Source organism: Sinorhizobium americanum, from assembly GCF_001651855.1.
GTDB classification, from domain to species: domain Bacteria; phylum Pseudomonadota; class Alphaproteobacteria; order Rhizobiales; family Rhizobiaceae; genus Sinorhizobium; species Sinorhizobium americanum.
On sequence record NZ_LNQC01000044.1, the window covers coordinates 144,324 to 169,284 of the forward strand.

The window sequence follows — 24,961 nt, forward strand, 5'->3', positions numbered from 1 at the left end:
ATCAGCACCTCCCAATGCTTTCCGTTCGATCAGATCGCCGGCGTTCGGGATCCGTCATGTTGTTTCGCCTATGCGGTTCCTCGCCCCGACGGCCTTCAGGCACCAGCGGGCGAAATCTTCCGTCGCGATTTCACGGCCGATTTCGTTGAGCGTCTCGTGGCGCATTCCCTCATAGATGGTGACCGTCACGTCGGTCATGCCGCGCGCCTTCATGCGTCGGCCGAGCCAGTCGACAACGTCGCCATTCAAGGTTGAGGGATCGGCGCTGCCGCCGACCAGATGGACCGGCAGCCTCGCCGGCAAGCGGGCGAGCCGGTCGGGCCGGGCGCCGGCAAAGGCAAGTTCGAAGACGTCGATCCAGAGCGACACGCTTGCATCGAAGCCGCAGAGCGGATCGGCAATATACTTGGCAACTTCATCCTCATCGCGCGACAGCCAGTCGAAATCGGTTTTCCGAGCGGCAATGGTCTTGCTCCAGGCGCCGAAGGTGAGTTTCGAAAGCAGCGGGCTTGGAACGTCCGAGCCTTTCAGCATCCGTTCGATCGCCAGGATCAGCTGGCCGCCGCGGCCGGCAAGACCGGGGCGAAAGTTGGAGTTCCAGACGGCCAGCGCGTCATAAAGTTCCGGATGGGTCTCGGCAGCGTTGAGGGCGATCAGCCCGCCCATCGAGTGGCCGAAGAGTACGACCGGCAGTCCGGGATGGTTGGCGACCGCCATCTCGCGTACGGCGCGCAGATCGGCAATCACGGTCTCGAAGCCACCGCGTCGGGAGAAGAGACCAAGCTGCGCATCGGGCGCCTGGCTCGCGCCGTGGCCGCGATGATCGTGGGCGTAGATATGGAAGCCATGCTGGGCCATGGCTTCGGCAAAGCGGGCGTAGCGCGCGGAATGTTCTGCAAGCCCGTGGCTGACCAGCAATAGGCCTCGCGGCGCACCGGAAGCCGGCCAATGGCGCCAGACGAGCGTCGCACCCGTCGGGCTTTGAAGTGTCCTTGCCTGCCCGAACATGCCTCACTCCCGAACAAATCGCCAGGTTCCAGTCGCCGCAGATATCAAATCGATTTGTCGGCCAAAGGCAATCGCTGCTTGTTGCTTCTTGCGCATGAGATCAGAACCAATACGGAGGGGCATATTAGGGGTTGCAACTTTCCCGCTTTTGTTGTTAGTTTGTTCTTGTTTTGTTTTTTGCTGGAGGCCGTTATGGCAGTGCGGGCTATGGTACAGGTGGTAAGAGTTGCAGTGCTTGCTCTGGGGTTGGGGATGTCGTCTCTGGCCGCCGCAGAGGAATCGGTGGGCGAAGAGGCGAAGGCAGTGCCGGATGGGGCGAGGACGGAGTACGTGCTGGCGGTCAGCTGGCAGCCGGGCTTTTGCGAGACGCGGCCGACGCGCAAGGAATGCATCGATCAGACCTCGGATCGGTTCGATGCGACGCATTTCTCGCTCCACGGCCTGTGGCCCTTGAAGAAGAGCTATTGCGGCGTGGAGGCGGAGCTGAAGGCGCAGGACCGCAAGGGCGATTGGCTCGACCTGCCGAAACTTGCCATGGCCGATGACACGGCCGCCCGTCTCATCGTCGCCATGCCGGGGGTGAAATCCGGGCTCGACCGGCACCAATGGCTGCGCAGCGGCACCTGCCAGACCGACAACGCCGACGACTATTTCACCCTGCAGCTTCGTCTTCTCGACGAACTGAACACATCGGCGGTGCGTGCCCTCTTTGCCGACAGGATCGGTTCGGAGATCGGCGAACAGCAGATCAAGGCGGCCTTCGACCAGAGTTTCGGAGCGGGGGCCGGTGATCGGGTGCGCATGCGCTGCCAGACCGTCGAGGGTCGCAGCGTGATCACCGGTCTCACCATCGGTCTTTCCGGCGATCTCTCGGGCAAGGCGGGCCTCACGGGTCTCATAAAGGCGGCCGGGCCGACCGAGTTCAAATGCGCCAAGGGGATCGCCGACGCTGCCGGGCGGGGCTGAACGGAAGGCTTGTCGCAGCGAAGGGAGGGCGCGGGGCAGGGCCTTTGGCGATTGCCCCGCCACCATAATTCGCCTACATAGCGGGCAAATTTCCCCTTCCGATGCGGAGCATTCCTTTATGGCACGTCAGTTCATCTATCACATGGCCGGGCTCAACAAGGCCTATGGCAACAAGAAGGTCCTGGAGAATATCCATCTGTCGTTCTATCCGGACGCCAAGATCGGTATTCTCGGCCCCAACGGCGCCGGTAAGTCCACCGTTCTACGGATCATGGCCGGGCTCGACCACGAATATACCGGCGAGGCCTGGGTCGCCGAAGGCGCGACCGTCGGCTACCTGCCGCAGGAGCCGCAGCTCGATGCGCAGAAGAACGTGCTTGAGAACGTCATGGAAGGGGTGGCCGCGAAGAAGGCGATCATCGACCGCTATAACGAGCTGATGATGAACTATTCCGACGAGACGGCGGAAGAGGGGGCGAAGCTCCAGGACATCATCGACAGCCAGAACCTCTGGGACCTTGACAGCCAGGTCGAGATGGCGATGGACGCACTGCGCTGCCCGCCGGGCGACGCCGAGGTCACCAACCTGTCCGGCGGCGAGAAGCGCCGCGTCGCGCTCTGCAAGCTGCTCCTGTCGCAGCCGGACCTGCTGCTCCTCGACGAACCGACCAACCACCTGGACGCGGAAACGATCGCCTGGCTCGAAAAGCACCTGCGCGAATATCCGGGCGCCGTGCTGATGATCACCCACGACCGCTACTTCCTCGACAACGTCACCGGCTGGATTCTCGAGCTCGACCGGGGCCGCGGCATTCCCTATGAGGGCAATTACTCCGCCTATCTGCAGGCAAAGGCCAAGCGCATGGCACAGGAAGGTCGTGAAGAGGCGACCCGCCAGAAGGCCATCAGCCGCGAGCAGGAGTGGATCGCCTCGAGCCCGAAGGCCCGACAGGCCAAGTCGAAGGCACGTATCCGCGCCTATGACGAACTGGTCAAGGCGGCCGCCGACCGGCGTCCGGGTGACGCCCAGATCATCATTCCGGTCGGCGAGCGGCTCGGCCAGGTGGTCATCGAGGCAGAGAACATCTCCAAGGGTTATGACGACCAGTTGCTGATCGAAGGCCTGAGCTTCAAGCTGCCGCCGGGCGGCATCGTCGGCGTCATCGGCCCGAACGGCGCCGGCAAGACGACGCTGTTCCGGATGATCACCGGCCAGGAGCAGCCCGAAGAGGGCGCGATCCGCATCGGCGACAGCGTGCAGCTCGGCTATGTCGACCAGAGCCGCGACGCGCTCGACGGCAACAAGACGGTGTGGGAGGAAATCTCCGGCGGCAACGACGTCATCAAGCTCGGCAAGCACGAGGTCAACTCGCGCGCCTATTGCTCGTCCTTCAACTTTAAGGGTGGCGACCAGCAGCAGAAGGTCGGGACGCTCTCGGGCGGTCAGCGCAACCGCGTGCACCTCGCCAAAATGCTGAAGGCCGGCGGCAACGTCATCCTGCTCGACGAGCCGACCAACGACCTCGACACCGAAACGCTGGCGGCACTCGAGGATGCGCTCGAAAACTTCGCCGGCTGCGCGGTGATCATCAGCCACGACCGCATGTTCCTCGATCGGCTTGCGACACACATCCTCGCCTTCGAAGGCGATAGCCATGTCGAGTGGTTCGAAGGCAACTTCGAGGACTACGAGAAGGACAAGATCCGCAGGCTCGGCCCGGATTCGGTCAACCCGAAGCGGGTGACCTACAAGCGCCTGACGCGGTAACCAGCCCCGCGCGGACGCCGAACACGCCGTTGGATCTCGGTCGCGCGAGTGTGACAACTTGCGCGACGGAGTGGTAGCGGCACTTGTGTGGCCCCGCCTCTTGTCTCCGCGGCGGCCGCGTCCAGATTGGCTTCATTGCTGCGCGGGCGGATCGTTATGGTCCGCCCGCTGTCATGTCCGGGAAGCGCCATCTCCTTGCCTTTGCGCGCAAATCCCGCTTGCATGCCGCCTTCAAATCACATAAAGATATCTTTATGTGTTGATGAGGATCGGCAATGACGAACCGTGGAACGCTTGGTTTGGATGCCTTGGTCGACGTCTTGAAGGCGGCGGGCGAGCCGACGCGCATGCGTCTTCTGGCGCTGCTTGCGGCCGGCGACCTGACCGTTACCGATCTTACCGAAATTCTTGGCCAGTCGCAGCCACGCATTTCCCGGCACCTGAAGCTGCTTGCGGAAGTGGCGCTGATCGATCGCTACCAGGAGGGCGCCTGGGCCTATTTCCGTCTGCGGCAAGAGGGAGGGCGGGTCGCGCTTGTCCGCGAACTTCTCGCCGCCGCAGCGCCGGACGATGCCATCCTTGCCAGAGATTCGACCCGGCTGGCGACCCTGAAGAAGGTGCGGGCCGAGAAGGCTCAGGCCTATTTCAGCCGCAATGCCGCCGAGTGGGACGAACTGAGGCGCCTGCATGTCAGCGAAGGTGACGTCGAGACAGCCTTGAAGGCGATGGTCGGCGACGAACCGGTCGACAGCCTGCTCGACCTCGGCACCGGCACGGGACGGATCCTGCAGCTCTTCGAGGGGCTCTACCGGCGCGGCATCGGCGTCGACGCCAGCCGCGACATGCTGGCGGTGGCGCGTTCCAATCTCGACCGGGCCGGCATCACCAAGGCTTCGATCCGCCACGGCGACATCTTCAACCTGCCGCTTGACGGCCAGTCCTTCGATCTCGTGACGATCCACCAGGTGCTCCACTTCCTCGAAGATCCGGAAGCGGCGATCGCCGAGGCGGCGCGCATGCTCGTGCCCGGAGGGCGGCTCGTGATCATCGATTTTGCCCCGCATGGCCTCGAATACCTGCGCAACGAACACGCTCATGCCCGCCTCGGGTTTGCCCGCCAGACGATGGCCGATTGGCTACAGAAGACCGGTCTGATGCTCGAGAAGACGACGGATCTTGCCCCGGAAGGCGGGGAAGAGGGGAAACTGACGGTGACGATCTGGCTGGCGCGCGACCAGCGGGCTGCGGACGTGGCCGATATGCCGCGACAGCGCCTGCAGGCAGGGGGAATTTGAGAATGAACGCACGGACGCTTTATCCCGCGGAGCGCGGCAATCTCAGACTTTCCTTCGAGTATTTTCCGCCCAAGAACGAAGAAATGGAAATCCAACTCTTCCAGACCGTGGCGGATCTCTCGGTCTTTGCGCCGGCATTCCAGACGGTGACCTACGGCGCTGGCGGCTCGACCAAGGCGCGTTCGCTGACCACCGTCAAGCGGATGATCGGGGAGATGGGGCTGGAGAACACGGCGGCCCACCTGACCTGCGTCGGCGCACCGAAGGCCGAGGTCGATGCGGTGATTGACGAGTTCGTCGCCTGTGGCGTCCGGCATTTCGTGGCGCTGAGGGGGGACCCGCAGGGCGGTATCGGCAGTGCCTACGAGCCCTTTCCCGGCGGCTATGAAAGCTCGGCGGCGCTTGTGAAGGCGCTTCGCGCTCGCGGCGATTTCGAGATTTCCGTCTCCGCCTATCCGGAAAAGCACCCGGAGAGCGCCGATGTCGCGGCGGATATCGACATGCTGAAGCGCAAGGTCGACAGCGGTGCCACGCGCGCACTCACCCAGTTCTTCTTCAACAATGACGATTTCGAACGATATATCGAGCGGGTGCGGCGCGCCGGCGTGCAGATCCCGGTCGTCCCGGGCATCCTGCCGATCAACAATCTCACGCAGGTCATCCGCTTTGCCGGGCTTTGCGGCTCGAAGGTACCGGAGGCGATCATCTCGCGGCTTGCTCATCTCGACGATCAGCCGGAGGAGCGTTTCAAGGAGGCGAGCCATATCGCTGCCGAACAGGTCGTCGATCTGGCGCGTCGGGGCTTTCGCGACTTCCACCTCTACACGATGAACCGGTCCCCGCTAATCGCGGCCGTCTGTGATCTGGTCGGCTATCAGCGCCGACCGGCCAGGCCCACCGCCGCACCATCCTATCCGGCGGTCGCAACGGCGTAGGCCGGAATCCGACTCCCCGACACGGCAAAGCCCATGAACGGGTCGTCGTTCATGGGCTTTTCTGATGTCGCAGCTCTGGGCGGGTGCTCTCGGAGCGGCCTGCCTTACCTGTTCTGCTGCAAATTGGAGTTTCCCGAAAATCAAGTCCCTCGGTTTGGACTTTCAGCGGCCTTTCGTCACACGAAGAGCATAACCGCCACGAACGCGAACGCTGCACTGATCATGAGGACATTCAACGAATGTGTAAGTCCCATAGGATCCTCCCTGCGTTGACGGGTAAAACATAGGGCCAAAAAGCGGCGCGTGAAAGCGAAACTTGTGCTGCAGTGCGAAAACCGTGTACCCCCGCTCCCATATTCACAGCCCTAAGCGCGTGAATCGTTTCAAGAATCTCCTTGCCACAATTTTTTCACAATTGCTGCCGGAAGGTTAATATAAACGTTTGTAACGGTCTGTGAAGCGTCTCAAAGCTGTACCGGCTGCTGCTTTTGATTCCCCTTCAAGGCGAAGAGCGCGGCCGCAGCATGCGCCCATCGAGGACGGCGAGGCCCGCCGCGATCAGCGCCATGCCGGCGATGTCGGTCACCTGCAGTGTCTCACCAAGGAAGAGATAGCCGAGAAGAATCGCGCCTGGCGGCACGAGGAGCGTGACCAGCGACGTGTTGGTGGCGCCGGCCTCCGCCATGATGCGAAAGAACAGAATATAGGCATAGGCGGTCGAGACGAGCGCCAGTCCGAGGATCGCCAGCACGGCGGAGAGGGGCGGCATCGGGAGGATCCAGGGCGTGTCGGCGAAGGCGGCAACCGGCAGCATGACGATGGTCGAGGCCGTCAGTTGTCCGGCGGCAGTCACCGGCGGCGCCAGATTGCGGAAGCGCTTGCCATAGGTGGCGGACAGTCCATAGCTCACGGCCGCGAGAACCGGCAGGACGAGGGCCCAGAGTGGCACGTCGCCCGCGGCCCCTAAAAGGCCGGCGAACGCGCTCGGCCCGATGAGCACCATGGTGCCGGCGAGCCCGAGCAGGCAGCCGCTGATCTTGGCTGCGGTCAACCGCTCGTCTTCCGTTGCGACATTGGCAATTAGCACCGTCCAGACAGGCGTCGTCGCGTTCAGGATGGCGGCAAGCCCGGCACCGATATGCGTCTGGCCGAGGAAGATGAATGCGTGTGGAATGGCGTTGTTGATAAGGCCCATGACCAGGAATTCCCGCCAGCGTCCAACGAGTGCCGGATAGAGACCATGATTGCCGTGCAGGTAGATGTGCAGGGCGATCGCGGCGAGGCTCAGGCGCAGAAGCACGAGCGTGAAGGGCGGCACATGGGCAACCGCCACTCGGGCGAAAAAGAAAGACCCGCCCCAGATGAGGCCGAGCAGCATCAGCAGCAGCCAAAGCCGCAGGGTCATGGTGGTGGTGGCAGGTCTTGCAAATGAAAGCATTTCGGGCCCTGTTGCCATCGAAGCCGCATTGGTTGCGCGCGGCGTATCCAATCCAGCAATTTGCGATTGTGCAAGCGATAACGCGAAGAAGCGGGCGTTGCCACCCGCTTCTTGCAAATTGGCCGGCGTTTTCGATTGGGTCAGAGCGCCTGGAGCAGGTCCGGCGTCGCCCAACCGTCGGCCGGCCGGCCGAGTTTCAACTGCTCCTTCTGCAACGCCGTGCGCGTGCCCGAGCCGAGAATGCCGTCGATCTTGCCGACGTCGTGGCCGAGCGCCTGAAGCTTCGTCTGCAGGGCCCTCATCTCGGCATCGCCAAGGCCGGGCTCGGGATTGCCGGCCTGGTATGGCGGGGCGCCGGCGAGGCGGGTGGCGAAATAGGCGGCCGACGTCGTATAGATGAACGACTGGTTCCATTCGAGATAGATCTTGAAGTTCGGGTAGGTCAGGAAGGCTACGCCCTTTCGCCCCTGGGGCAGCACGAGCGAGGCCTCAAGCGACCCATGCGAGGTATTGCCGTCGCGCGGAGTGACGCCAAGAGCGAACCAGTCGCCCGCCGTCATGCCCGCCTGGAGGCCCGTCTTTTCCCAGGGCAGTTCATCCGGCACGCTGACTTCCTGGATCCGGGGCTGCCCTGCGGTGAAGCCGAGGCTCTGGATGAACTTCGCCGCCGTGAGGATCGCGTCAGGGGAGCTCTTCTTCAGATTGACATGGCCGTCGCCATCGCCATCGACGCCATAGGCGATGATGTCCTCCGGCAGCATCTGCACCTGGCCGATCTCGCCGGCCCAGGCGCCCGTGGTCGCGGCCGGGTCGAGGTCGCCGTGCTGGACCATTTCGATCGCGGCAAGGAGCTGCGGCCGGAACATTTCCGGCCGGCGGCAGTCATGCGCCAGCGTCACCAGCGCATTGCGCGTGTTGAAATCGCCCTGAACGGCGCCGAAGTCGGTTTCCATCGCCCAGAACGCGGTGATCACCGGCGCCGGCACGCCGAACTCGCTCTCGGCGCGCGCGAAGACGTCGGCATATTCCTTCATCTTCTGGGCGCCAATGTCGAGCCGCGCCTTGCTGACGGTGCGCTTTGAAAACTCGGTGAAGGTCTGCTTGAAGACGCCCTGGGCGCGGTCGCGGCTCAACACCTTCTCGTCAATTGCCGCCCCGGCGAGCGCCCGGTCCGCGGCATCGGCGGGAATGCCCTTGGCAAGCGCCTCGGCCTTGACGCCCTCCAGAAAGGCAGCGAGATCGCCGCCGCAGGCAACCGGGGTCTGCGGTTGGGGCTGCGACTGAGCCAGTGCCGACGTGCTGGAGAGGGCAAGCAGGCCAAGGGTGAGGAGCACGTAGCGGGCCTTGCCAATCATCATAATTCCTTTCGAGGACCCGTATGGCCTGGCGCGGCCGTCGGGCTTGCGATTTGCGCAGATCAATGTGCCGGTGCTTTCTCAGAGCATTATGACCGAATGAAGAAATCGGTGCGCCACTGCGTCGATGTGCGGCATTCCCGCCTATTGCGAAACTGCCGCCACCCATTTCTTCCAGTTCTTGGCGGAGCCTGCGAAGGCGTTGATGTCCGTATGGCCTTCGATTCCCGGAATGACTCCGGTGCTGGTGTATTGCCAGAAGGCCCAGCGCCGGTCGACGTAAATGTCCTTGGGATGCTTGGCGACGGAACGCACCCAGAAGTGATAGTCGTTGAAGGCGCCGACGAGATTGTCACGATGAAAATCGACGGAGGTGTAGATGATCGGCCGCTTGCCGTAATGCGCTTCCAGCCGATCCATGAACCGCTTCATCTCGAAGCGCACGGTCTCCGGCGACGGGCGGTAACGGCAGGTCTTCGATTCGCCGTTCCACTCGACATCGAGAACAGGCGGCAAATGGACCGCGCTCTTCGGCACGTTGGCGATGAACCAGTCGGCCTGTGCGTCCGCGCTCGAGCAGAAATAGTAGAAATGGTAGGGGGCGTATGCGAGCCCAGCGGCGCGGGCCCGCGGCCAATATTCCTGGAAGCGCGAATCGACCCGGTCCTTGCCCTCGGTTGCCTTGATGAAGGCGAAGGAAACGCCGGAATTCTTGACCTTCATCCAGTCGATGTCGCCGTTCCATTTGGAAACGTCGACACCGTGGACGCTGTGGTGATGCGGCGTGCGATCGCCGAAGTCCTGCGGATCGGTGTCCTGGAAGCGCCGCGGTATGGAAGCCGTGCGCACGAGGTCGTAGTCGGTGGACGTGCAGGCGGATAGAATAGTGGCGATGGGCAGCAAAGCCAGGAGAAGCCGGCGCATGAGGGTTCCGTTTGGAGACGAACGACGATCCTGCCTCACGCGATGGTTTCCATGATGGTGATGTCCCCCAGGGAGGCGTTACCTCCTTTTCACCATATCATCGTAAAAATTGAGTTAGCTCAAGCGCCAATTGCATTGGGCTGTATGGCTTTGCGCCTAAGCGCTGGCATTCAGCGCCTGCAGGTTACGCCAGCCGCTCCGTGGCCGGACGGCGGTAGACGGCGATCCATGCATAGCCCCTGCCGATCGACTTGAGCTCGAGTGCGGCGCCGTCACGGTCGGCTCTGGCGCGCATGACGTCGAACAGCGATTCGCGTGGCGTGACATGAAAGCGCTTCAGCCATCCCTGAAGGAGCCGGCGGAAGCCGCCCGGCCATCCCTCCTGCTGGCCAAAATCGGCGACATGCAGCGAGCCTCCCGGGTTGAGGGCGCCGATCGCCGCGTCGACCGCCTTCTGCCAGTCGGGAATCATCGACAGCGCATAGGAAATGACGATTCGGTCGAAGCCCGTCTCACCGAAAGAGGCGGCAGTGAAGTTTGTGGCATCGGCAACGCGCAGGTTCGCATCGGGTCGTCCGTGGCGCCGAAGCTTCGCCTTGGCGGTTGCGAGCATCTCGGCGGAGATGTCGAGGCCGAAAAGGCGTGCCCTTGGATACAGATCGCCGATCATCGCCAGGTTGCGTCCGGTGCCGCAGCCGATCTCGAGCACCGAACCGCCGGGCGGGGCGTCCAGTTCGCGGATCAGTGTGTCGCGGCCGAAGAGATAGTATTTTCTGGTAAAATCATAGATATATCGCTGGTAGCGGTACATCCGGTCCATGAGCCGGGCATGGCTGTCTCCAACGGACGGCGCGGCGCTCATGCTTTCTTCCGGTAGATGTGGAAGCCACCATAGATGGCCGAACGGTCTTCGGCACCGAGCTTCGACGACGTTTCCCCATCGTAGTGCCACTGGTCGAGCAGGACATCCGAGAGACGTCCCGGCAGGATGCTGGCTTCTGCCGCGGTGCGGAAGATCACCACGGCGCCCCGCGCGGCGGTGCGGGTGATTTCGCTCCAGAGGTCGTTCAACTGGCGGTCGGCCATCCAGTCCTGCGCATCAAGGAGCACGTAGCGGTCGACGGAAGAGGCCGGCTTGCGGCCGAGCAAATCGGTGAAGCTCTCGTGATGGACCGTGACCCGGTCCGTGTGGTTGCGGATAGATTCGTAATTGGATGTCTGCAGATAAGGCGGCAACTCGCCCTCGTGCGGAAGCGGATAGCGCCGGCCGAAAGCCTGCCAGGCGAAGTAGTTCTCGCGCAGCGGAAAGTGGCACGTCAACTTTTCGAGGCGATGGCGCAGCACTTGGGCCAGCGATTTCTCCTGGCTGAGGCTGGCGAGTTCGTCGAACTGCTGCGGCGGGATGCCGAGGCCGAAAAGCGAACTCTTGCGGCCGGTGATCCAGCGGATGACGGGCCGGTCAAAGAGCGGCGCCAGCTTGTCGTCGAAGAACTGCCGCTGCTCGCGCATGGAGCGCGCCTCGACGAAATCCGCGGGATTGACGCCATGAAGCCGCGCTAGAAGGTGGCTGGCGGCGATGAAGCGGCCGAGCAGACCGGTGCGATAGATATTGCGGCCGAAGACGCCGATGCGGCGGCCCGTCATGTCGCGGCCGTTCCAGTAGGCGCGCGTAGCTTCATCGAGCTTTGGCGCGATGAAGAGATCGAAGGCCTGGATGTTAGAACGCGTGCCGGCACTGCCCAGGAACCGTACGACATCCTTGTGACTCGGCAGGTGACGGAGGGCGGCGAGCTTCAGGCGGTTCAAGGCGATATGGTGGGGATTGAGGTCGACGACGTCGATGCGCGCCGGGCCAGCGGACAGATAGGTCAGCATGTTGCAGCCGCCCGAGCCGATGGTCACGATATGGTGGCCAGGCTCGATCTGCATTGCCTCCATGTCGACGATCGGATCTTCCCAGATCTGGGGGTAGACGAGGCCGGAGAAGAGCAGCCCGAACAGGCGCTCCGACAGTCCGGCGAAGGAAAGGGCACTGTGCTGGAGAAGCGCGCTCTTCAGCTTGGCATTTTTTCCGCCAAAGCCGGCATCGTGGGCGAGTTCAGTCATTTGCCTGCCATCCAGTTGAAACTGAGGCGCTTCTAGAGCGACTCGACTACACTTTGATGACGGGATTCCCACAGGTCGGCGGCACTTCGCCGAGTGTTCATCGAGCGAAAGAGAGGCTGGAGCGGGCGTTCTTCGACAGAGCTCCCGATCACGGCAAATCCACTTTCCCTTTTCGGGGAAACCTGATTTGCTGTGGCCGGCAGGAGGCGGCAATGAAGGGTATGTTGCGGAAAACCGGTGCCTTGTTCGTTGCGATCGCTGCGGCGTCTGCCGGCTGGTTGGCTTTCTTTCCACCGGAACTGCTCAAGGTCGGCGACGGCTATGCCGCCAAAATCGTTTGTTCCAACGTCTTCCTGGCGGGACGAGACCCGCAGGCGGTGCTCGCCGAGGACGTGCAGGCGCCCGGTCATCCGCTGCTCAAATTCGTCAGCGTGTCGGTCGATCGCGATCGGCAGGCGGTGACGGCGCGGATCTTCGGCTTCGCGGCCCCGGTTCGAGCCGTCTATCGCTCGGGACTTGGCTGCACGGTAACCGCGGACGGCACCATGCAGGCGCTGGCCGCGCCGGCGCTCGATAACGCTGCCGACGCGGCGGCCGCTCCACCCAACACGGACGCGGCCTGGCCTGAGGGAAACAAGGCGGAGATCGAGCCGGCATTCCAGAAACTGGCAGAAGATCCCGAACTGGCCGGTCCAGGCATGCGGGCCGTCCTTGTCGTCAAGGATGGGCACCTCGTCGGCGAAGCCTATGGTCAGGGTTTCGACCGCGAGACGCCTCTGCTTGGCTGGTCGATGACGAAATCGGTCACCGCGGCACTGGTGGGCCTGCGGATCGCCGAAGGGCGCATGGACCCGGAAAAAGCCAACCTTCTGCCGGAATGGAGCGGCGATGAACGAGCGCGGATCAAGCTTGCCGATCTCCTGGCGATGCAGAGTGGGGTTGCCTTCAACGAGGATTACGGCGACGTCACCGATGTCACGCGGATGCTCTTCCTCGAAAGCGATATGGCCGGGTTCGCCGCATCAAAGCCACTCGAAGCGGCACCGGGTGCTCGGTTCAACTATTCGACGGGAACGACGAACCTCCTGTCGCGCCTGTGGATGCGGACTTTCGACAGCCCGGCTCAGGCGCTCGCCTATCCCCGGCAGTCGCTTTTCGCCCCGCTTGGGATGACCAGTGCCGTCATGGAGACAGATGCGCAGGGCACTTTCGTCGGCTCCTCATACATGTACGCCACGGCGCAGGATTGGGCGCGGTTTGCTCAGTTTCTGCTGGACGATGGCCGTTGGCAGGGCAGGGCGCTGCTGCCCGAGGATTTTGTGAAATTCATGCGAAGCTCGACTGCCGCATCCGGCGGCGACTACGGCGCCGGCCAGGTCTGGCTCATCGAGAACGGCACGCGCGCCGGAGCGGGTAATTTCCCGCCCGACACGTTCTGGATGCTCGGGCATGACGGGCAGTCGATCATGCTCGTTCCGTCGCTCCGACTTGCAGTCGTTCGGCTTGGCCTCACGCCCGGAGGCGGCGGCTATGATGTGCGGAAGCTGCAAGCCGCGGCGATTGCCGCGCTCGATTGAGCGTGGCCATCAGCAATGTTGTAGGCTGGAGGGACGGAAGCGACCCGTTACTGCATGTCCAGCATGTCGAGCATGCCCTTGCGCTTGGCGTGGTAGTAATAGCCGCTCGCGTAGAGCTTAACTGCGCCGTCGTGCTGGTTGTCGGCGACCATCCAGGCACCACGCAAATACCTGGTCGCATATTTGAGGTTGGTTTCCGCGTCGAAGAGGCCCTCAGGCGGTCCCTCATAGCCGAGGCCCCGAGCGGTGTTGTACCTGATCTGCATCAGCCCGTAATTGCCCCTGCTGTAGGCGTGCGGATTGTAGTTGCTCTCGCGCTTGACGACACGATGCACGAGTTCCAGGGGCAGGCCGTTGAGCTCGGCGTAATGTTTGATCAACCGGTCGAGTTCGGGCTTGGAACTGGTCGGGGCTTTCGTCAGCTTCAGCGAATCGGGGATGACGCTCGCGACCGCGCCGACCGCCGAGCCGATGACGCCGGTCTTGGGCCGCTCCGTCGGAACGATCATGCGCTTGGCCACCAGAGTTTCAAGGCCGACGGGCTCGCCGGTGTCGAAATCCGACTCCCATGAGGCGGCAACCGTAAGGGAGGATATCGCCGGCGCTTCGGCGCTCTTTTCGGCGGCGGTCGTAGCCGCGGCAGCCGGGATAGTGGCCGATGCGGGCGTTGCCATCGCCGCGTCGAAGGCCTGGCCCGGTTTGGAGGTGGGCACCGCAACCGTCTGCGGGGCCGCGAAGGCAAGCGTCGCGTCCGTCGCCGGCGTCATGCTGGGCTGAGCGGCAGCAGCGATTGCGCTCTGCGGAGCTGTTGCCGCGTCCGCCGGCGCGGTGGCGGCTGACGCCGTCTGCGTCAGCGCGGCGGAGGTGCTCGACGCCACGCCGATTGGCGCCGGCAGAGCGTAAGCCGTCATTTCCGTTCCAGGCTTCGCTATGGGGGTCACCGTTTGCACGGCCGTCAGTTCTTCGAGGGAGGTGTGCTCGACCGTGGAGCATCCCGAAGCGATTGCCGATGTTAGCGCGATGGCGGTAAATGCCTGTTTCGGAAGGGAAATGCGGATCTTCGCCATGCGGTCGCTTTCGTGCTACTGGGCCCCGTAGCCCCCTGCAAATCAGCAGCTGCCAACCGCTGCGCTTGAATCTTCCTTAACCTATGCCGCCGGTTGCGGCAAGCGCGGGGCAAACATCACGCCGTCGCACGCTTCAGGCCGAGCGAAAGGAGCCCTGCGCCGATGAGCAGAGAGCCGCCGGTGCGGTTCACGACGCGACGGACGCTTGGCTTGCGAATCGCGCCTCCCGCGACGGAGGCAAGCACTGCATAGAGCATCGCGTTTACGGCCGCGAGGGCGAGGAATGTCGCCTCGAAGACTGCCATCTGCGCAAGAAGGGGCCGCGACAGGTCTAGGAACTGCGGCAGGAAGGCGACAAAGAAGATGATGCTTTTCGGATTGAGCGCGGTCACCGCATAGGCGTGGAGGAATATCCGCAGCGGTCGCTGCGCGGCAGGCGCTTCACTGTCATCCGCGCCGCTGACGCCCACGGGCGCCTTCCAGAGCTTGATGCCGAGCCAGACGAGATAGGCGGCGCCGACCCATTTGAGGATTGTGAAAATCGTTGCCGAGGCGGCGAGCAGCGCGCCCAGTCCAAGCATGGAGGCGGTCATCGCCGTGAAATCGCCCAGCGCCACGCCGGCGACGGTTGCGCCCGCCGCCTTGCGTCCGTGACTGATCGCATAGGAGATGACGAGCAGGATAGTCGGGCCGGGAATGGCGAGCAACACGGCCGAGGCGGCGACGAAGGCAAGCCAGTGTTCGAAAGACATGAAAGAGCTCCGCGTTTGAAGGCGTCCAGCCGAGAATTCGGAGGGAGCCATTCAAACGCGGAGCCGTCAACTGCTCTTTAGCTTCCGGAAGTAGGTTCAGGTCAATCCGCAGCCTGCCACTTCTGCCCGATCGCGCCCATAACGTCGCCGAACCACTTGGCGGATGTGTCGAAATGCTTGCCGCCCTTGATGCGGGGGAACTCGATGGTTCGAAGCCTGCCGCCCTGGTCCTCGTCGTGGCCAGTGACACCGGAGACCTTGTTGAGCGCGCTTTCCACCGCAAGATCCACCATGCTCTGGATCAGCCGCAGGTCGTCGCCGTTCGCCGGTGCGGAGCGGGCGTAGTAGCCGGACTTCTGCACCATCGAGCGCTCGGCGCCGAGCAGGGCGGCGAACTGCTTCGAGAACCAGTTGCCGACATTGATCGTATCGATCTTCACGTGACCGAAAGCATCGCGCTTGATCGTTTCGCCGGCGGCTTCGCGCTCGGTGACGATCGCGTCGAGGCAGGCGCCTTCGCTCACGAACAGGGTGACATAGCCGTTCCGGTCCATGGTCTGGCGCAGGCGTTCGGCTTCGGCTTCGAGGTCGAACTTCACTTCCGGCAGATAGAGGCCGTCGATGTTCTTCAATTGCTCGTTCATCATGAAGCCATCGACATAGTCCTTGCCGGCGGCCAACTGAATGTAAGCGCGCGCTGTCGCTGCCGTCAGCCAGCCGCAGTGGCGGCCCATCACCTCGTGGACCACGAGCGTGCGCGGCGCAGCGCTCTGCTCGTTGCTGACGTTGTCGAAGAAGCGTGCGCCGTATTCGGCGGCCGTCCAGGCGCCCAGCGTCTGGCGGATCGGCACCACATCGTTGTCGACGGTCTTCGGCAGGCCGACGACGGTCAGGTCATAGCCATTGGCGCCGAGATAGGCGGCCAGGTCGGCGGCGGTCGTGTTGGTGTCGTCGCCGCCGATCGTGTGCAGAATGCTGATTCCATCCGAAGCCAATCTTTCGGCCGCGACGCGAAGCGGGTTTTCGCCTTCCTTCACCAGGCCACGCTTGACGCAATCGGCTGAGTTGGTGAGCTTCACGCGGCTGTTGCCGATCGGCGATCCGCCATGGCGGTGAAGAATATGCGCCCGCCCGCGCATTTCCTTGGTGATCTCGATGCGGTCGGCGAGAAGCAGGCCCTGATAGCCTGAGCGGTAGGCCACGAGTTCGTAGTCCGGGGCGATATCCGTATAGCGTTCGATGAGCCCGCCGACAGCGGATGAAAGACAGGGTGCGAGCCCTCCCGCCGTCAGCATTGCGACTTTCTTCTTGGCCATGTTTCCTCCTCGGATTTCGGCATCAGGCTGTCGTTCGAAAGATCGACCGCCTTGTCTCTATTGCGCAGGTCAAGGACCAGGGGGTGGTCTAACGCAATTCCGATGGAAATAAAATGACAGGACTGTGGATGTCTGAAAAGGGCGCGCATCAGCGCGGCAAAAGGCAGCATCAGTGCAATTCACTTGAGATTTACGGCGACCTGATTTATTGAGGGGCCATCACAATTCCGTCATCTGTGACGTTTGGCACGGGCGGCCGCTTGCAATATGCCACCACGTCGGGCCATGCTCGGTCGTGGACAGGGGAAAATCGGACTTATGTCATTCTGGGACAGCCTGCTGAAGATCGTGACGGCCACCGGCAATGCGCTCGCCGGTGTGGTGGAGGCGGTCCGTACACTTTTCGAAGGGGATCCGGAGACACGCCGCAAGGTGGCTTTCTCGGTGGCGATGATCGCCTTGTCCGCCAAGATGGCGAAGGCTGACGGCATCGTCAACGAAGCCGAAGTCGCGGCGTTCCGGGATATCTTCAAGTTCCCCGCGGACCAGGCCAGGAACGTCGCTCGGCTCTACAACCTCGCACGCCAGGACGTGGCGGGCTATGAGGCCTATGCGGAGAAGATGGCGTCGCTCTGCTCGTCCTGCGAGCGCAACTGCCCAATTCTCGAGGATATCGTCGACGGGCTCTTCCATATCGCGAAGTCGGACGGCGCCGTGCACGACAAGGAGCTCGCCTATCTGATGCGGGTTGCGGAAATCTTCAACATGGACGAGGCGCAGTTCGAGCGCATCATGGCGCGCCACGTCCATGGCGACGACCGCGATCCCTATCAGGTTCTCGGTGTTTCGCCGAAGGACGATTTCTCCGATATCCGCCGGCGTTATCGGGTGCTCGTCTCCGAGAATCATCCGGACATGCTGGTGGCGCGCGGCGTGCCGGAGGAATTCCATGCGATTGCCAACGACCGCATGGCCGCGTTGAACGCAGCTTACGAGGCGATCGAGAGAGAACGCCGCGCCGCATGACCGCCAGCACCTGCGACTTTCCGGGCGCGCGCTTCGTACCGTCGCCCAACCATGGCGAACGGGCCGGCGGGCGCCGGCCGGACATGATCGTGCTGCATTATACCGGAATGGAAACGGCGCTCTCGGCGCTCGACTGGCTCTGTCGCGAGGAAAGCCAGGTTTCCAGCCACTATTTCGTTCACGAGGACGGCCGCATCGATCAGCTCGTGCCGGAGGAGCGGCGCGCCTGGCATGCCGGCAAGAGTTTCTGGAAAGGCGAAACGGACATCAATTCCTGTTCGGTCGGCATCGAGATCGCCAATGCTGGTCATCCGGCAGGGCTGCCGGACTTCCCCGAAGTGCAGATCCAATCGGTCGCCGAATTATGTCGGTACTGTGGCGAACGATGGCAAATCGCCCCCGAAAGGGTGCTCGCACACAGCGACGTAGCACCGATTCGCAAGGTCGATCCGGGAGAAAATTTTCCCTGGATTGTGCTATTTCGCCGCGGGGTCGGTCACTGGGTTGAACCGGCTCCTGTCGGGGGCGGGCACTTTTTTCAGCGCGGCGACCGCGGACAGCCGGTCGAGGCCCTCCAGTCGATGCTCTCCCTCTACGGCTACAACATTGAAGTCACTGGAGATTTCTGCGAGCGGACGGAAGGCGTGGTGGCCGCTTTCCAACGGCATTTCCGTCAATCACGGGTAGACGGCATCGCCGACGCTTCCACCATCGATACGCTTCATCGGCTGCTCTCGACACTGCCGAATTTCGGTGCCTAGTCGGCGATTTTCGAGCGCCCTGATTTAGCGCCCTCGACGCTTTGCTGCGCGATTTTTTCGCGTTTGCCACATGTTTACCATGTTAGGCCCTTCATTTCCGGTCCATCAACGCAGGAGATGCGGCGTCTTAAGTGCCGTGCTCCTGTCAATGAAAACGATCAGGAAATCGGTCGTGACGGTGGGGTGCGCCGTCCCGCCAGTTCCCCAGACCGGAGACTTCAAACTAAATGAGAATAGCGTTTGTTGCTGCGGCGGCGGCATGCTTTGGCATGTTCGTTGCCGGGATGGGTACGTCGTATGCAGGGGGTGTCGACAAGACCATCAAGACTTCCGCAATCCCCTCGGTGACGAGAACCACAGGCTATCCGGCTCCCCAATTCGACCTGACGCGCGGATCGCAATACACGATCCTCATCCAGAGCTACGCCAAGCAGTATGGCGTTCCCGTCGATCTCGCCCATGCCATCGTTCAGGTCGAAAGCAATTTCAATGCGAGTGCCCGGGGCAGCGCGGGTGAAGTCGGTCTCATGCAGATCAAGCCGGCCACGGCGCGCATGATGGGCTATTCCGGTTCGACCAAGGGTCTCTACGATCCGGCCACCAACATCAAGTTCGGCATGCTGTATCTGGCGAAGGCCCAGGAGCTTTCAGACGGCACGACCTGTGGCACCATCCTCAAATACAATGCCGGCCATGGCGCCAAGCGCATGAACCCGGTGTCGAAGCGCTATTGCGGCAAGGTCCAAAGCATCCTGAATTGATGCTGGGCACAAGTCGCTACTCCCCGAGCAGCGGTTAACGATCGATCCTTGGACCCTTCGCTGATCCAAGGTGATAGCCGGATAGGTATCGCGTTCCGGCAAAATAGTTTTTAGAGAGAGCTCGGTGCCATTGCCCGGGCGGCATGCTATTCCCGAAGCGAAGCGTCGAGGGATATCCATGTCGGAAAGCTTTGATTTCGTTGTCGTCGGCAAGGGCATGATGGGTGCGGCGGCGGCGCGCCACCTGAGCCTAGCAGGCCCCCGTGTCGCACTTGTCGGGCCGGACGAACCGGAGGATTGGGCAAACCACCGCGGCGTTTTCGCCAGCCACTATGACAATGCCCGGATCACCCGCACGATCGACAATGATCCCGTTTGGGCGCGTCTCGCCCGCCGATCGATCGAGCGCTATCGGGAAATCGCAGAGACAAGCGGAATCGAATTTTACCACGAGGTCGGCTGCCTGATTGCCGCACCGGCGCCGGGCTGCAATTTCGACTATCTCGAGAGAGTTGCACTTGCACGGGACGGACTCGGTGTCGCAGCACCATTGATCGACGGCGAGCAGCTCGCCGAGCGCTTTCCGTGGTTCGACTTCCCGCGGCACTATGCCGGCATTCATGAGGCGCTGGGCGCCGGCTATATCAACCCTCGCGCCCTGGTTCGTGCGCAGACGGTTGCGGCAGAGAGACTGGGTGCGCGGGTGATCCGCTCCGAAGTTGTTGCCGTCGACGAGGTCACCGGTGCGGTCGACGTTTCGACCACCGAGGGACACAGGCTCCGCGGCGGGCGCGTCCTCGTCGCTGCTGGCGGTTTCTCGCTCTCCGAAGCGCTTCTGCCGAGGCCGATCGACTTGACGGTGAAAGCCCGTACCGTGCTTTTTGCCGAGGTCGGCCCCGACGATCTCGCCCGATTTGGCGCCATGCCGTCGCTGATCTGTGCGGCGCCCGATCAGCACCAGAGCTATTATCTGCTGTCGCCGGTTGCCTATGCCGACGGCAAACACTACATCAAGATCGGCGGTGACCCGACCGATCGGATCCTTGCCGATGAGGCGGCGGTCCGCGAGTGGTTCCGCGGCAGCGCGAGCGCTGAGGCGGCAGCGCATATGCGCGGCTTGCTTGCCTGCCTGATGCCGGGCTTCGAGCCGGAATCGACGCATTTTTCGCCATGCGTCACCACGTTCACGCGGCACGGCTATCCTTATATCGGCTTTGCCAGCGACCGGATCGCCGTGCTCACCGGCGGCAATGGCCAGGCGGCCAAGAGTTCCGACGAGATCGGGCGGCTCGGGGCGGTGCTGGCGCTGAAGGGCCGGCTCGATGCCGGTGAGTACGAGACCGATTTTGCCGTCGCTTATCGATAGGCGGATGAGCATACCGAGGTGAAGACGCCGATTTTTTGTAGCGCTTCTCGCCCCGGTCGGTTAATGAGCCTCTGCCAGTTGGCCGGGCAGCCGCGCCCCGCAGGTGCCGAAAGGCCGCGGGGCGAGGAAAGTCCGGGCTCCACGGAGACACGGTGCCGGATAACGTCCGGCGGGGGCGACCCCAGGGAAAGTGCCACAGAAAGCAAACCGCTCCGCCTGCGGAGTAAGGGTGAAAGGGTGGGGTAAGAGCCCACCGCGGACATGGCGACATGGACGGCACGGCAAACCCCACCGGGAGCAAGACCGAATAGGGATGACACGGGCGCGCGAGCGCCCAGCCGGTTTCCAGGCCCGTCATCCGGGTGGGTTGCACGAGGCTGTGCGCAAGCGCAGTCCCAGATGAATGGCTGCCACGTTTCGCCTCTTCGGAGGTGGAGCCATACAGAACCCGGCTTACAGGCCAACTGGCGATTCTTCTCCGAACCAATCTGGCGCATGAGTCCGGCGGAAGAGCCGCGTCTTCCACGCGGCTGGACGGGTGCTTGCTTGCGCGATTCCAAGCCGTTAGGCGGGCGATCGTAACCCTTCGTTAAACTTAACAACCTATCAATATTTGATCATCCGCGAGGCTGTTTACGAGCTTCTCCCATTGACGCCCATATGGTCCCATGTTATCCCATAATGGTACTGCGCAAGGGCCGCGTCGTGGCCCATCATCGCGAAATTCCAGGGTGCCTTCCTCGGGAGGTTCAGGCGGGCATGCTCGTGTCCGGCGGGGGTCTTTTGCGCGCGCAGGCGAGTGTTCTTTCGGGCCGATGACCAGGGTCCGTCAGTCGGGGGCGGCCGTTTCGCGTCATGAACCGCTTCTTGTCACATGCCACGAACCGGATCGATGCGAAGGGACGGGTTTCCGTGCCTTCGGCGTTCCGCGCCGTGCTTACGGAGGCGGGTGCGAAGGAGCTATACTGCTTCCAGGACTTCGTTTTTCCGGCGATCAGCGTCGGCGGGCCGGAGCTTCTGGACCGGTTCGAGAGGCAGATGGCGTCCGAGGATCCGTTCTCGGATGCGGCCAACCAGATGTCGCTCCTCGTTCATGGGGGCGGCGTCTTCGTGAAGCTCGACCCGGAGGGTCGGTTGATGGTGACGGATTTCATCCGCGACTTCACCGGCATCTCGACCGACGTGGCTTTCGTCGGGCGGGGCGATCATTTTCAGCTCTGGGAGCCGCAGGCGTTTGCGAGGGCGCAGGCGGAGGCCCGGGAAGGGCGCAAGCAACGGGGGCTGCGTCCGCAATAGTGTGGAGAGGCGGAATGGTGACGGATCAAGGCGACAGAGCTTCTGAAGCCGACGGCGGACCGGTTCGTCACATTCCCGTCATGCTCGCCGAGGTGGTTGCGGCTCTCGATCCGGCGCCCGGCAAGGTCGTTCTCGATGGCACGTTTGGTGCCGGCGGCTATACGTCGGCGATCCTCGATGCGGGTGCCGGAGTGATCGCGCTCGACCGGGACCCGACCGCGATCGCTGCGGGCCAGCCGATGGTTGCCGCTGCCGAAGGCAGGCTCAAACTCATTCATTCGCGCTTTTCCGAATTGGCCGATCATGCTCCGGACGGCGGGCTCGACGGCGTCGTGCTCGACATCGGCGTTTCGTCCATGCAGATCGATGAGGCGCAGCGCGGCTTCTCCTTCCAGAAGCAGGGGCCGCTCGATATGCGCATGTCCGGCGCCGGCGTTTCGGCCGCCGATGTCGTCAATCGGGCGAAAGTCCCCGACCTCATTCGCATCTTCGGCTTCCTGGGCGAGGAGAAGCAAGCGGGCCGCATCGCCCGTGCGATCGAGAAGCGGCGTGCCGAGCAGCCTTTTGAAACCACCCGCGATCTTGCCGGGCTCATCGAGATCGTCACGCCCCGCAAGGCCAAGGACAAGATCCATCCGGCAACGCGCGTCTTCCAGGCGCTGCGCATTTTCGTCAACGACGAGCTCGGCGAGCTCGCCAATGCGCTCTTCGCTGCGGAGCGGGTGCTGAAGCCCGGCGGGCGGCTCGTCGTCGTCACCTTCCATTCCCTCGAAGACAGGGTCGTCAAGACGTTTTTCCAGGACCGCTCGGGCAAGGCCGGTGGCTCGCGTCACCTTCCGCTGGTCGCGGCACGCGACGCAACCTTCACGCCAGTCGGCAAGCCTATGATTGCGGCGAGCGAGGAAGAAGCGTCCCGCAATCCGCGCGCCCGGTCGGCGAAACTCAGGGCCGGTATCCGAACAGAGGCTCCGTCGCCGGGAAGCGATCTGTCCATTTTCAACCTGCCGGAGCTGGCGAGCCTTGCCAGACTAGGGGGCTAAGAGACGATGCTCAGAACGCTGGATATCGTGCTGATTGTCATCATGACGGGTGCCGCCACGGTCACCTACACGATCAAGCACCAGGCCGAGAACAAGCTCGAGGAGGTCCGCAGGCTTGACGCCGCGATCAAGCTCGAGGAGGACACAATCGACCTGCTCAAGGCAGACTGGGCGCTGCTCACCCAGCCGAACCGGCTGGAGCGGCTCGTGGGCGCCTTCGCGGCCGACCTGCAACTCGTGCCGACGCCCTCGACGCAACTCGCCAGGCCCGAGGAACTGCCGATGCTGAAGGCGGATGTGCCGCCTCCGGAGGAAGGCAAGGATAAGAAGGGCAAGGGCAAGAAGGACGACGGCATCGCCGCCGTCATCAACGCCGATAACATCGCAACAGGTTCGGTGGCGCGCTGATGTCGTTTCTCTCCCGTATCATGGTGTTGAAGAGCAAGGCGCATTTCTCTGCCGGCGGCAACAACCGCCCCGCCGAGGCGAGCGTCAACGTCACGTTCCAAGGGACGCGCAAGAAGAGCGCCAGCCAGGCGAAAAGCCGCGTCGCGATCGTCATCGCAAGCTTCGGCATCGCCTATGCGGTGATCGGAGGCCGGCTGGTGCAGTACGGCATGGCGCAGCCGGAGACGGTTTCCTCGATCGGTCGCGCCGACAGCCTCATGGCATCACGTCCCGACGTCCTCGATCGCAACGGCGAGATCCTCGCGACCGACATCCGCACCGTCTCGCTCTATGCCGAGCCGCACAAGATCGTTGATGCGGACGAGGCGGTTGAGCGGCTGGCGACGGTTCTGCCCGACCTCAACGCCCGGGAGATCTACAACAAGCTCAAGTCGAACTCGCGTTTCCAGTGGCTGCGTCGGCAATTGACGCCGAAGCAGCAGAGCGAAATCCTGGCGCTGGGCATTCCGGGAATCGGCTTCCGCCCCGAGAAGCGCCGCTTCTATCCCGGAGGGCCGACGGCTGCCCATATCCTCGGTCACGTGAACATCGACAACCGGGGCGTCGCCGGGATGGAGCGCTATATCGACAGCCAGGGGCTTGCCGATCTCGCCGCGATCGGCATGACCAGCGATGCCAAGCTCGAGCCGGTCAAGCTCTCGATCGACGTGCGCGTCCAGAATATCGTCCGCGACGTCATTGCTTCCGGCATGAAGAACTATGAGGCGATCGCCGCCGGCGCCGTCGTCATGGACGTCCACACCGGCGAGGTGCTGGCGATGGCATCGGTGCCGGATTACGACCCCAACAAGCCGGCCGAAGGCGCCGAAGAGGGCTGGATGAACCGCATGTCGAACGGCACGTTCGAGATGGGCTCCACCTTCAAGACCTTCACCATCGCCATGGGTCTCGACTCGGGCAAGGTGACGCTCAACGACAGCTTCGACGCGACGGCGCCGATCCGCATCGGCGGCTTCACCATCAAGGACTTCCACGGCAAGCGGCGGGTTCTGACCGTTCCGGAAATCTTCCAGTATTCTTCGAATATCGGCACGGCGAAGATCGCTGATCTCGTTGGTATCCCCGGGCACAAGGAATTCCTCACCCGCCTCGGTCTGCTTTCCAAGCTGCCGACGGAACTGCCGGAGGTCAAATCGCCCTCCCAGCCGCGCGAATGGAAGAAGATCAACTCGATCACCATCTCCTTCGGCCACGGCGTCTCGACCACGCCGCTGCAGACGGCGGTTGCGGGAGCGGCACTCGTCAATGGCGGCAAGCTGATACCGCCGACCTTCCTGCCGCGCACGGAAGAGCAGGCGAACGAGCTCGCGACCGCGGTCGTGAAGAAGAGCACCAGCGACGACATGCGGTTCCTGCTCCGCTGGAACGGCATTGCCGGCTCCGGCAAGCGGGCGCTCGTGCCGGGCTTCAACGTCGGCGGCAAGACCGGCACGGCCGACAAGGTGGTCAATGGCCGCTATTCGAACGACCTGAACTTCAATGCCTTCCTCGCGGCCTTTCCGATCGACGATCCCAAGTACATCGTGCTGACCTTCATCGACGCGCCGAAGACCGGCGAGGGCGGCGGGCGTACCGCCGGCTCCAACGCCGCGCCGATGGTGCGCGACATCATCAGCCGTTCGGCGCCGCTGCTCGGCGTCGAACCGAAATTCGGAGAAGACGGGTCTGCCTTGCTTGTGTCTTATTGACCGTGAAATGAAAATGCGGACGATTCGTCTTGGCGGATCGGTATCGAA

The 24,961-nt window shown here is 63.0% G+C and carries 22 protein-coding genes and 1 other RNA gene; 14 read left to right on the forward strand and 9 right to left on the reverse strand.

The window, feature by feature from the left end; translation table 11 throughout:
- Positions 1-54: 54 nt before the first annotated feature.
- Positions 55-1,008 carry an alpha/beta hydrolase gene (locus ATC00_RS07865; RefSeq protein ID WP_064252456.1) on the reverse strand — a complete coding sequence of 318 codons (954 nt, stop codon included), beginning with the start codon at positions 1,006-1,008 and terminating at the stop codon, positions 55-57.
- A gap of 192 nt (positions 1,009-1,200) precedes the next feature.
- Here ATC00_RS07865 and ATC00_RS07870 point away from each other — a divergent pair, with 192 nt between their 5' ends.
- The 4 genes from ATC00_RS07870 (at position 1,201) to metF (ending at position 5,972) form a co-directional block, all read left to right on the forward strand.
- Entirely contained in the window at positions 1,201-1,974 is a 774-nt protein-coding gene (locus ATC00_RS07870; protein ID WP_064252457.1) for a ribonuclease T2, read from the forward strand.
- Between the two features lie 118 nt (positions 1,975-2,092).
- Positions 2,093-3,742: an energy-dependent translational throttle protein EttA gene (gene ettA, locus ATC00_RS07875; RefSeq protein ID WP_064252458.1), complete on the forward strand. Its 1,650-nt coding sequence runs from the start codon at positions 2,093-2,095 to the stop codon at positions 3,740-3,742.
- A gap of 275 nt (positions 3,743-4,017) precedes the next feature.
- Positions 4,018-5,037, forward strand: coding sequence for an ArsR/SmtB family transcription factor (locus ATC00_RS07880; RefSeq protein ID WP_037387006.1), 1,020 nt, complete (start codon positions 4,018-4,020; stop codon positions 5,035-5,037).
- Between the two features lie 2 nt (positions 5,038-5,039).
- Complete coding sequence (metF, locus tag ATC00_RS07885) at positions 5,040-5,972, forward strand: methylenetetrahydrofolate reductase [NAD(P)H] (RefSeq protein WP_064252459.1); 933 nt, start codon at positions 5,040-5,042, stop codon at positions 5,970-5,972.
- A 499-nt stretch (positions 5,973-6,471) separates the two neighbouring features.
- Here the strand turns inward: metF and ATC00_RS07890 are convergent, their stop codons facing one another.
- From ATC00_RS07890 to ATC00_RS07910, 5 genes are all read right to left on the reverse strand, one after another.
- Positions 6,472-7,410, reverse strand: coding sequence for a DMT family transporter (locus tag ATC00_RS07890; protein ID WP_064252518.1), 939 nt, complete (start codon positions 7,408-7,410; stop codon positions 6,472-6,474).
- Between the two features lie 140 nt (positions 7,411-7,550).
- A complete protein-coding gene (locus tag ATC00_RS07895; protein ID WP_064252519.1) occupies positions 7,551-8,765 on the reverse strand; it encodes a lytic murein transglycosylase in 1,215 nt (404 codons plus the stop codon).
- A gap of 144 nt (positions 8,766-8,909) precedes the next feature.
- The gene (locus tag ATC00_RS07900; protein ID WP_064252460.1) at positions 8,910-9,689 is read right to left on the reverse strand and encodes a glycoside hydrolase family 25 protein; all 780 of its coding nucleotides are present in this window, start codon (positions 9,687-9,689) and stop codon (positions 8,910-8,912) included.
- Positions 9,690-9,873: 184 nt separating this feature from the next.
- A complete protein-coding gene (locus ATC00_RS07905; protein WP_037386999.1) occupies positions 9,874-10,551 on the reverse strand; it encodes a class I SAM-dependent methyltransferase in 678 nt (225 codons plus the stop codon).
- On the reverse strand, positions 10,548-11,795 hold the full coding sequence (locus ATC00_RS07910) for a BtaA family protein (protein WP_064252461.1): 1,248 nt from the start codon (positions 11,793-11,795) through the stop codon (positions 10,548-10,550). The genes ATC00_RS07905 and ATC00_RS07910 overlap by 4 nt, the downstream gene beginning before the upstream one ends.
- A gap of 212 nt (positions 11,796-12,007) precedes the next feature.
- On the opposite strand from ATC00_RS07910, the gene ATC00_RS07915 reads away from it, so the two are divergent.
- Positions 12,008-13,372 (forward strand): serine hydrolase domain-containing protein, encoded by a 1,365-nt coding sequence (locus ATC00_RS07915; protein WP_064252462.1) that lies wholly within the window; start codon positions 12,008-12,010, stop codon positions 13,370-13,372.
- Between the two features lie 47 nt (positions 13,373-13,419).
- On the opposite strand, the gene ATC00_RS07920 is transcribed toward ATC00_RS07915, so the two are convergent.
- The 3 genes from ATC00_RS07920 to ATC00_RS07930 all read right to left on the reverse strand — a co-directional run bounded on the left by ATC00_RS07920 (position 13,420) and on the right by ATC00_RS07930 (position 16,507).
- On the reverse strand, positions 13,420-14,439 hold the full coding sequence (locus ATC00_RS07920; RefSeq protein ID WP_064252463.1) for a lytic transglycosylase domain-containing protein: 1,020 nt from the start codon (positions 14,437-14,439) through the stop codon (positions 13,420-13,422).
- Between the two features lie 116 nt (positions 14,440-14,555).
- Positions 14,556-15,191: a LysE family translocator gene (locus ATC00_RS07925; RefSeq protein ID WP_064252464.1), complete on the reverse strand. Its 636-nt coding sequence runs from the start codon at positions 15,189-15,191 to the stop codon at positions 14,556-14,558.
- A 101-nt stretch (positions 15,192-15,292) separates the two neighbouring features.
- Positions 15,293-16,507 (reverse strand): pyrophosphate--fructose-6-phosphate 1-phosphotransferase, encoded by a 1,215-nt coding sequence (locus ATC00_RS07930; RefSeq protein WP_064252465.1) that lies wholly within the window; start codon positions 16,505-16,507, stop codon positions 15,293-15,295.
- A 318-nt stretch (positions 16,508-16,825) separates the two neighbouring features.
- On the opposite strand from ATC00_RS07930, the gene ATC00_RS07935 reads away from it, so the two are divergent.
- The 9 genes from ATC00_RS07935 (at position 16,826) to ATC00_RS07975 (ending at position 24,913) form a co-directional block, all read left to right on the forward strand.
- Positions 16,826-17,533 (forward strand): J domain-containing protein, encoded by a 708-nt coding sequence (locus ATC00_RS07935; protein WP_037386987.1) that lies wholly within the window; start codon positions 16,826-16,828, stop codon positions 17,531-17,533.
- A complete protein-coding gene (locus ATC00_RS07940; RefSeq protein ID WP_064252466.1) occupies positions 17,530-18,294 on the forward strand; it encodes an N-acetylmuramoyl-L-alanine amidase in 765 nt (254 codons plus the stop codon). Before ATC00_RS07935 ends, ATC00_RS07940 begins: the two co-directional genes overlap by 4 nt.
- Positions 18,295-18,521: 227 nt before the next feature.
- Positions 18,522-19,055 carry a lytic transglycosylase domain-containing protein gene (locus tag ATC00_RS07945; protein ID WP_037386982.1) on the forward strand — a complete coding sequence of 178 codons (534 nt, stop codon included), beginning with the start codon at positions 18,522-18,524 and terminating at the stop codon, positions 19,053-19,055.
- A gap of 178 nt (positions 19,056-19,233) precedes the next feature.
- Positions 19,234-20,421, forward strand: coding sequence for an NAD(P)/FAD-dependent oxidoreductase (locus tag ATC00_RS07950; RefSeq protein WP_064252467.1), 1,188 nt, complete (start codon positions 19,234-19,236; stop codon positions 20,419-20,421).
- A 74-nt stretch (positions 20,422-20,495) separates the two neighbouring features.
- An RNA gene (rnpB, locus tag ATC00_RS07955) (RNase P RNA component class A) lies at positions 20,496-20,893 on the forward strand.
- 383 nt (positions 20,894-21,276) lie between these two features.
- Entirely contained in the window at positions 21,277-21,717 is a 441-nt protein-coding gene (gene mraZ, locus ATC00_RS07960; RefSeq protein ID WP_037386979.1) for a division/cell wall cluster transcriptional repressor MraZ, read from the forward strand.
- A gap of 14 nt (positions 21,718-21,731) precedes the next feature.
- On the forward strand, positions 21,732-22,757 hold the full coding sequence (gene rsmH / locus ATC00_RS07965; protein WP_064252468.1) for a 16S rRNA (cytosine(1402)-N(4))-methyltransferase RsmH: 1,026 nt from the start codon (positions 21,732-21,734) through the stop codon (positions 22,755-22,757).
- Positions 22,758-22,763: 6 nt separating this feature from the next.
- The gene (ftsL, locus tag ATC00_RS07970; RefSeq protein ID WP_064252469.1) at positions 22,764-23,165 is read left to right on the forward strand and encodes a cell division protein FtsL; all 402 of its coding nucleotides are present in this window, start codon (positions 22,764-22,766) and stop codon (positions 23,163-23,165) included.
- Positions 23,165-24,913 carry a peptidoglycan D,D-transpeptidase FtsI family protein gene (locus ATC00_RS07975; protein ID WP_037386969.1) on the forward strand — a complete coding sequence of 583 codons (1,749 nt, stop codon included), beginning with the start codon at positions 23,165-23,167 and terminating at the stop codon, positions 24,911-24,913. Before ftsL ends, ATC00_RS07975 begins: the two co-directional genes overlap by 1 nt.
- Positions 24,914-24,961 lie beyond the last annotated feature (48 nt).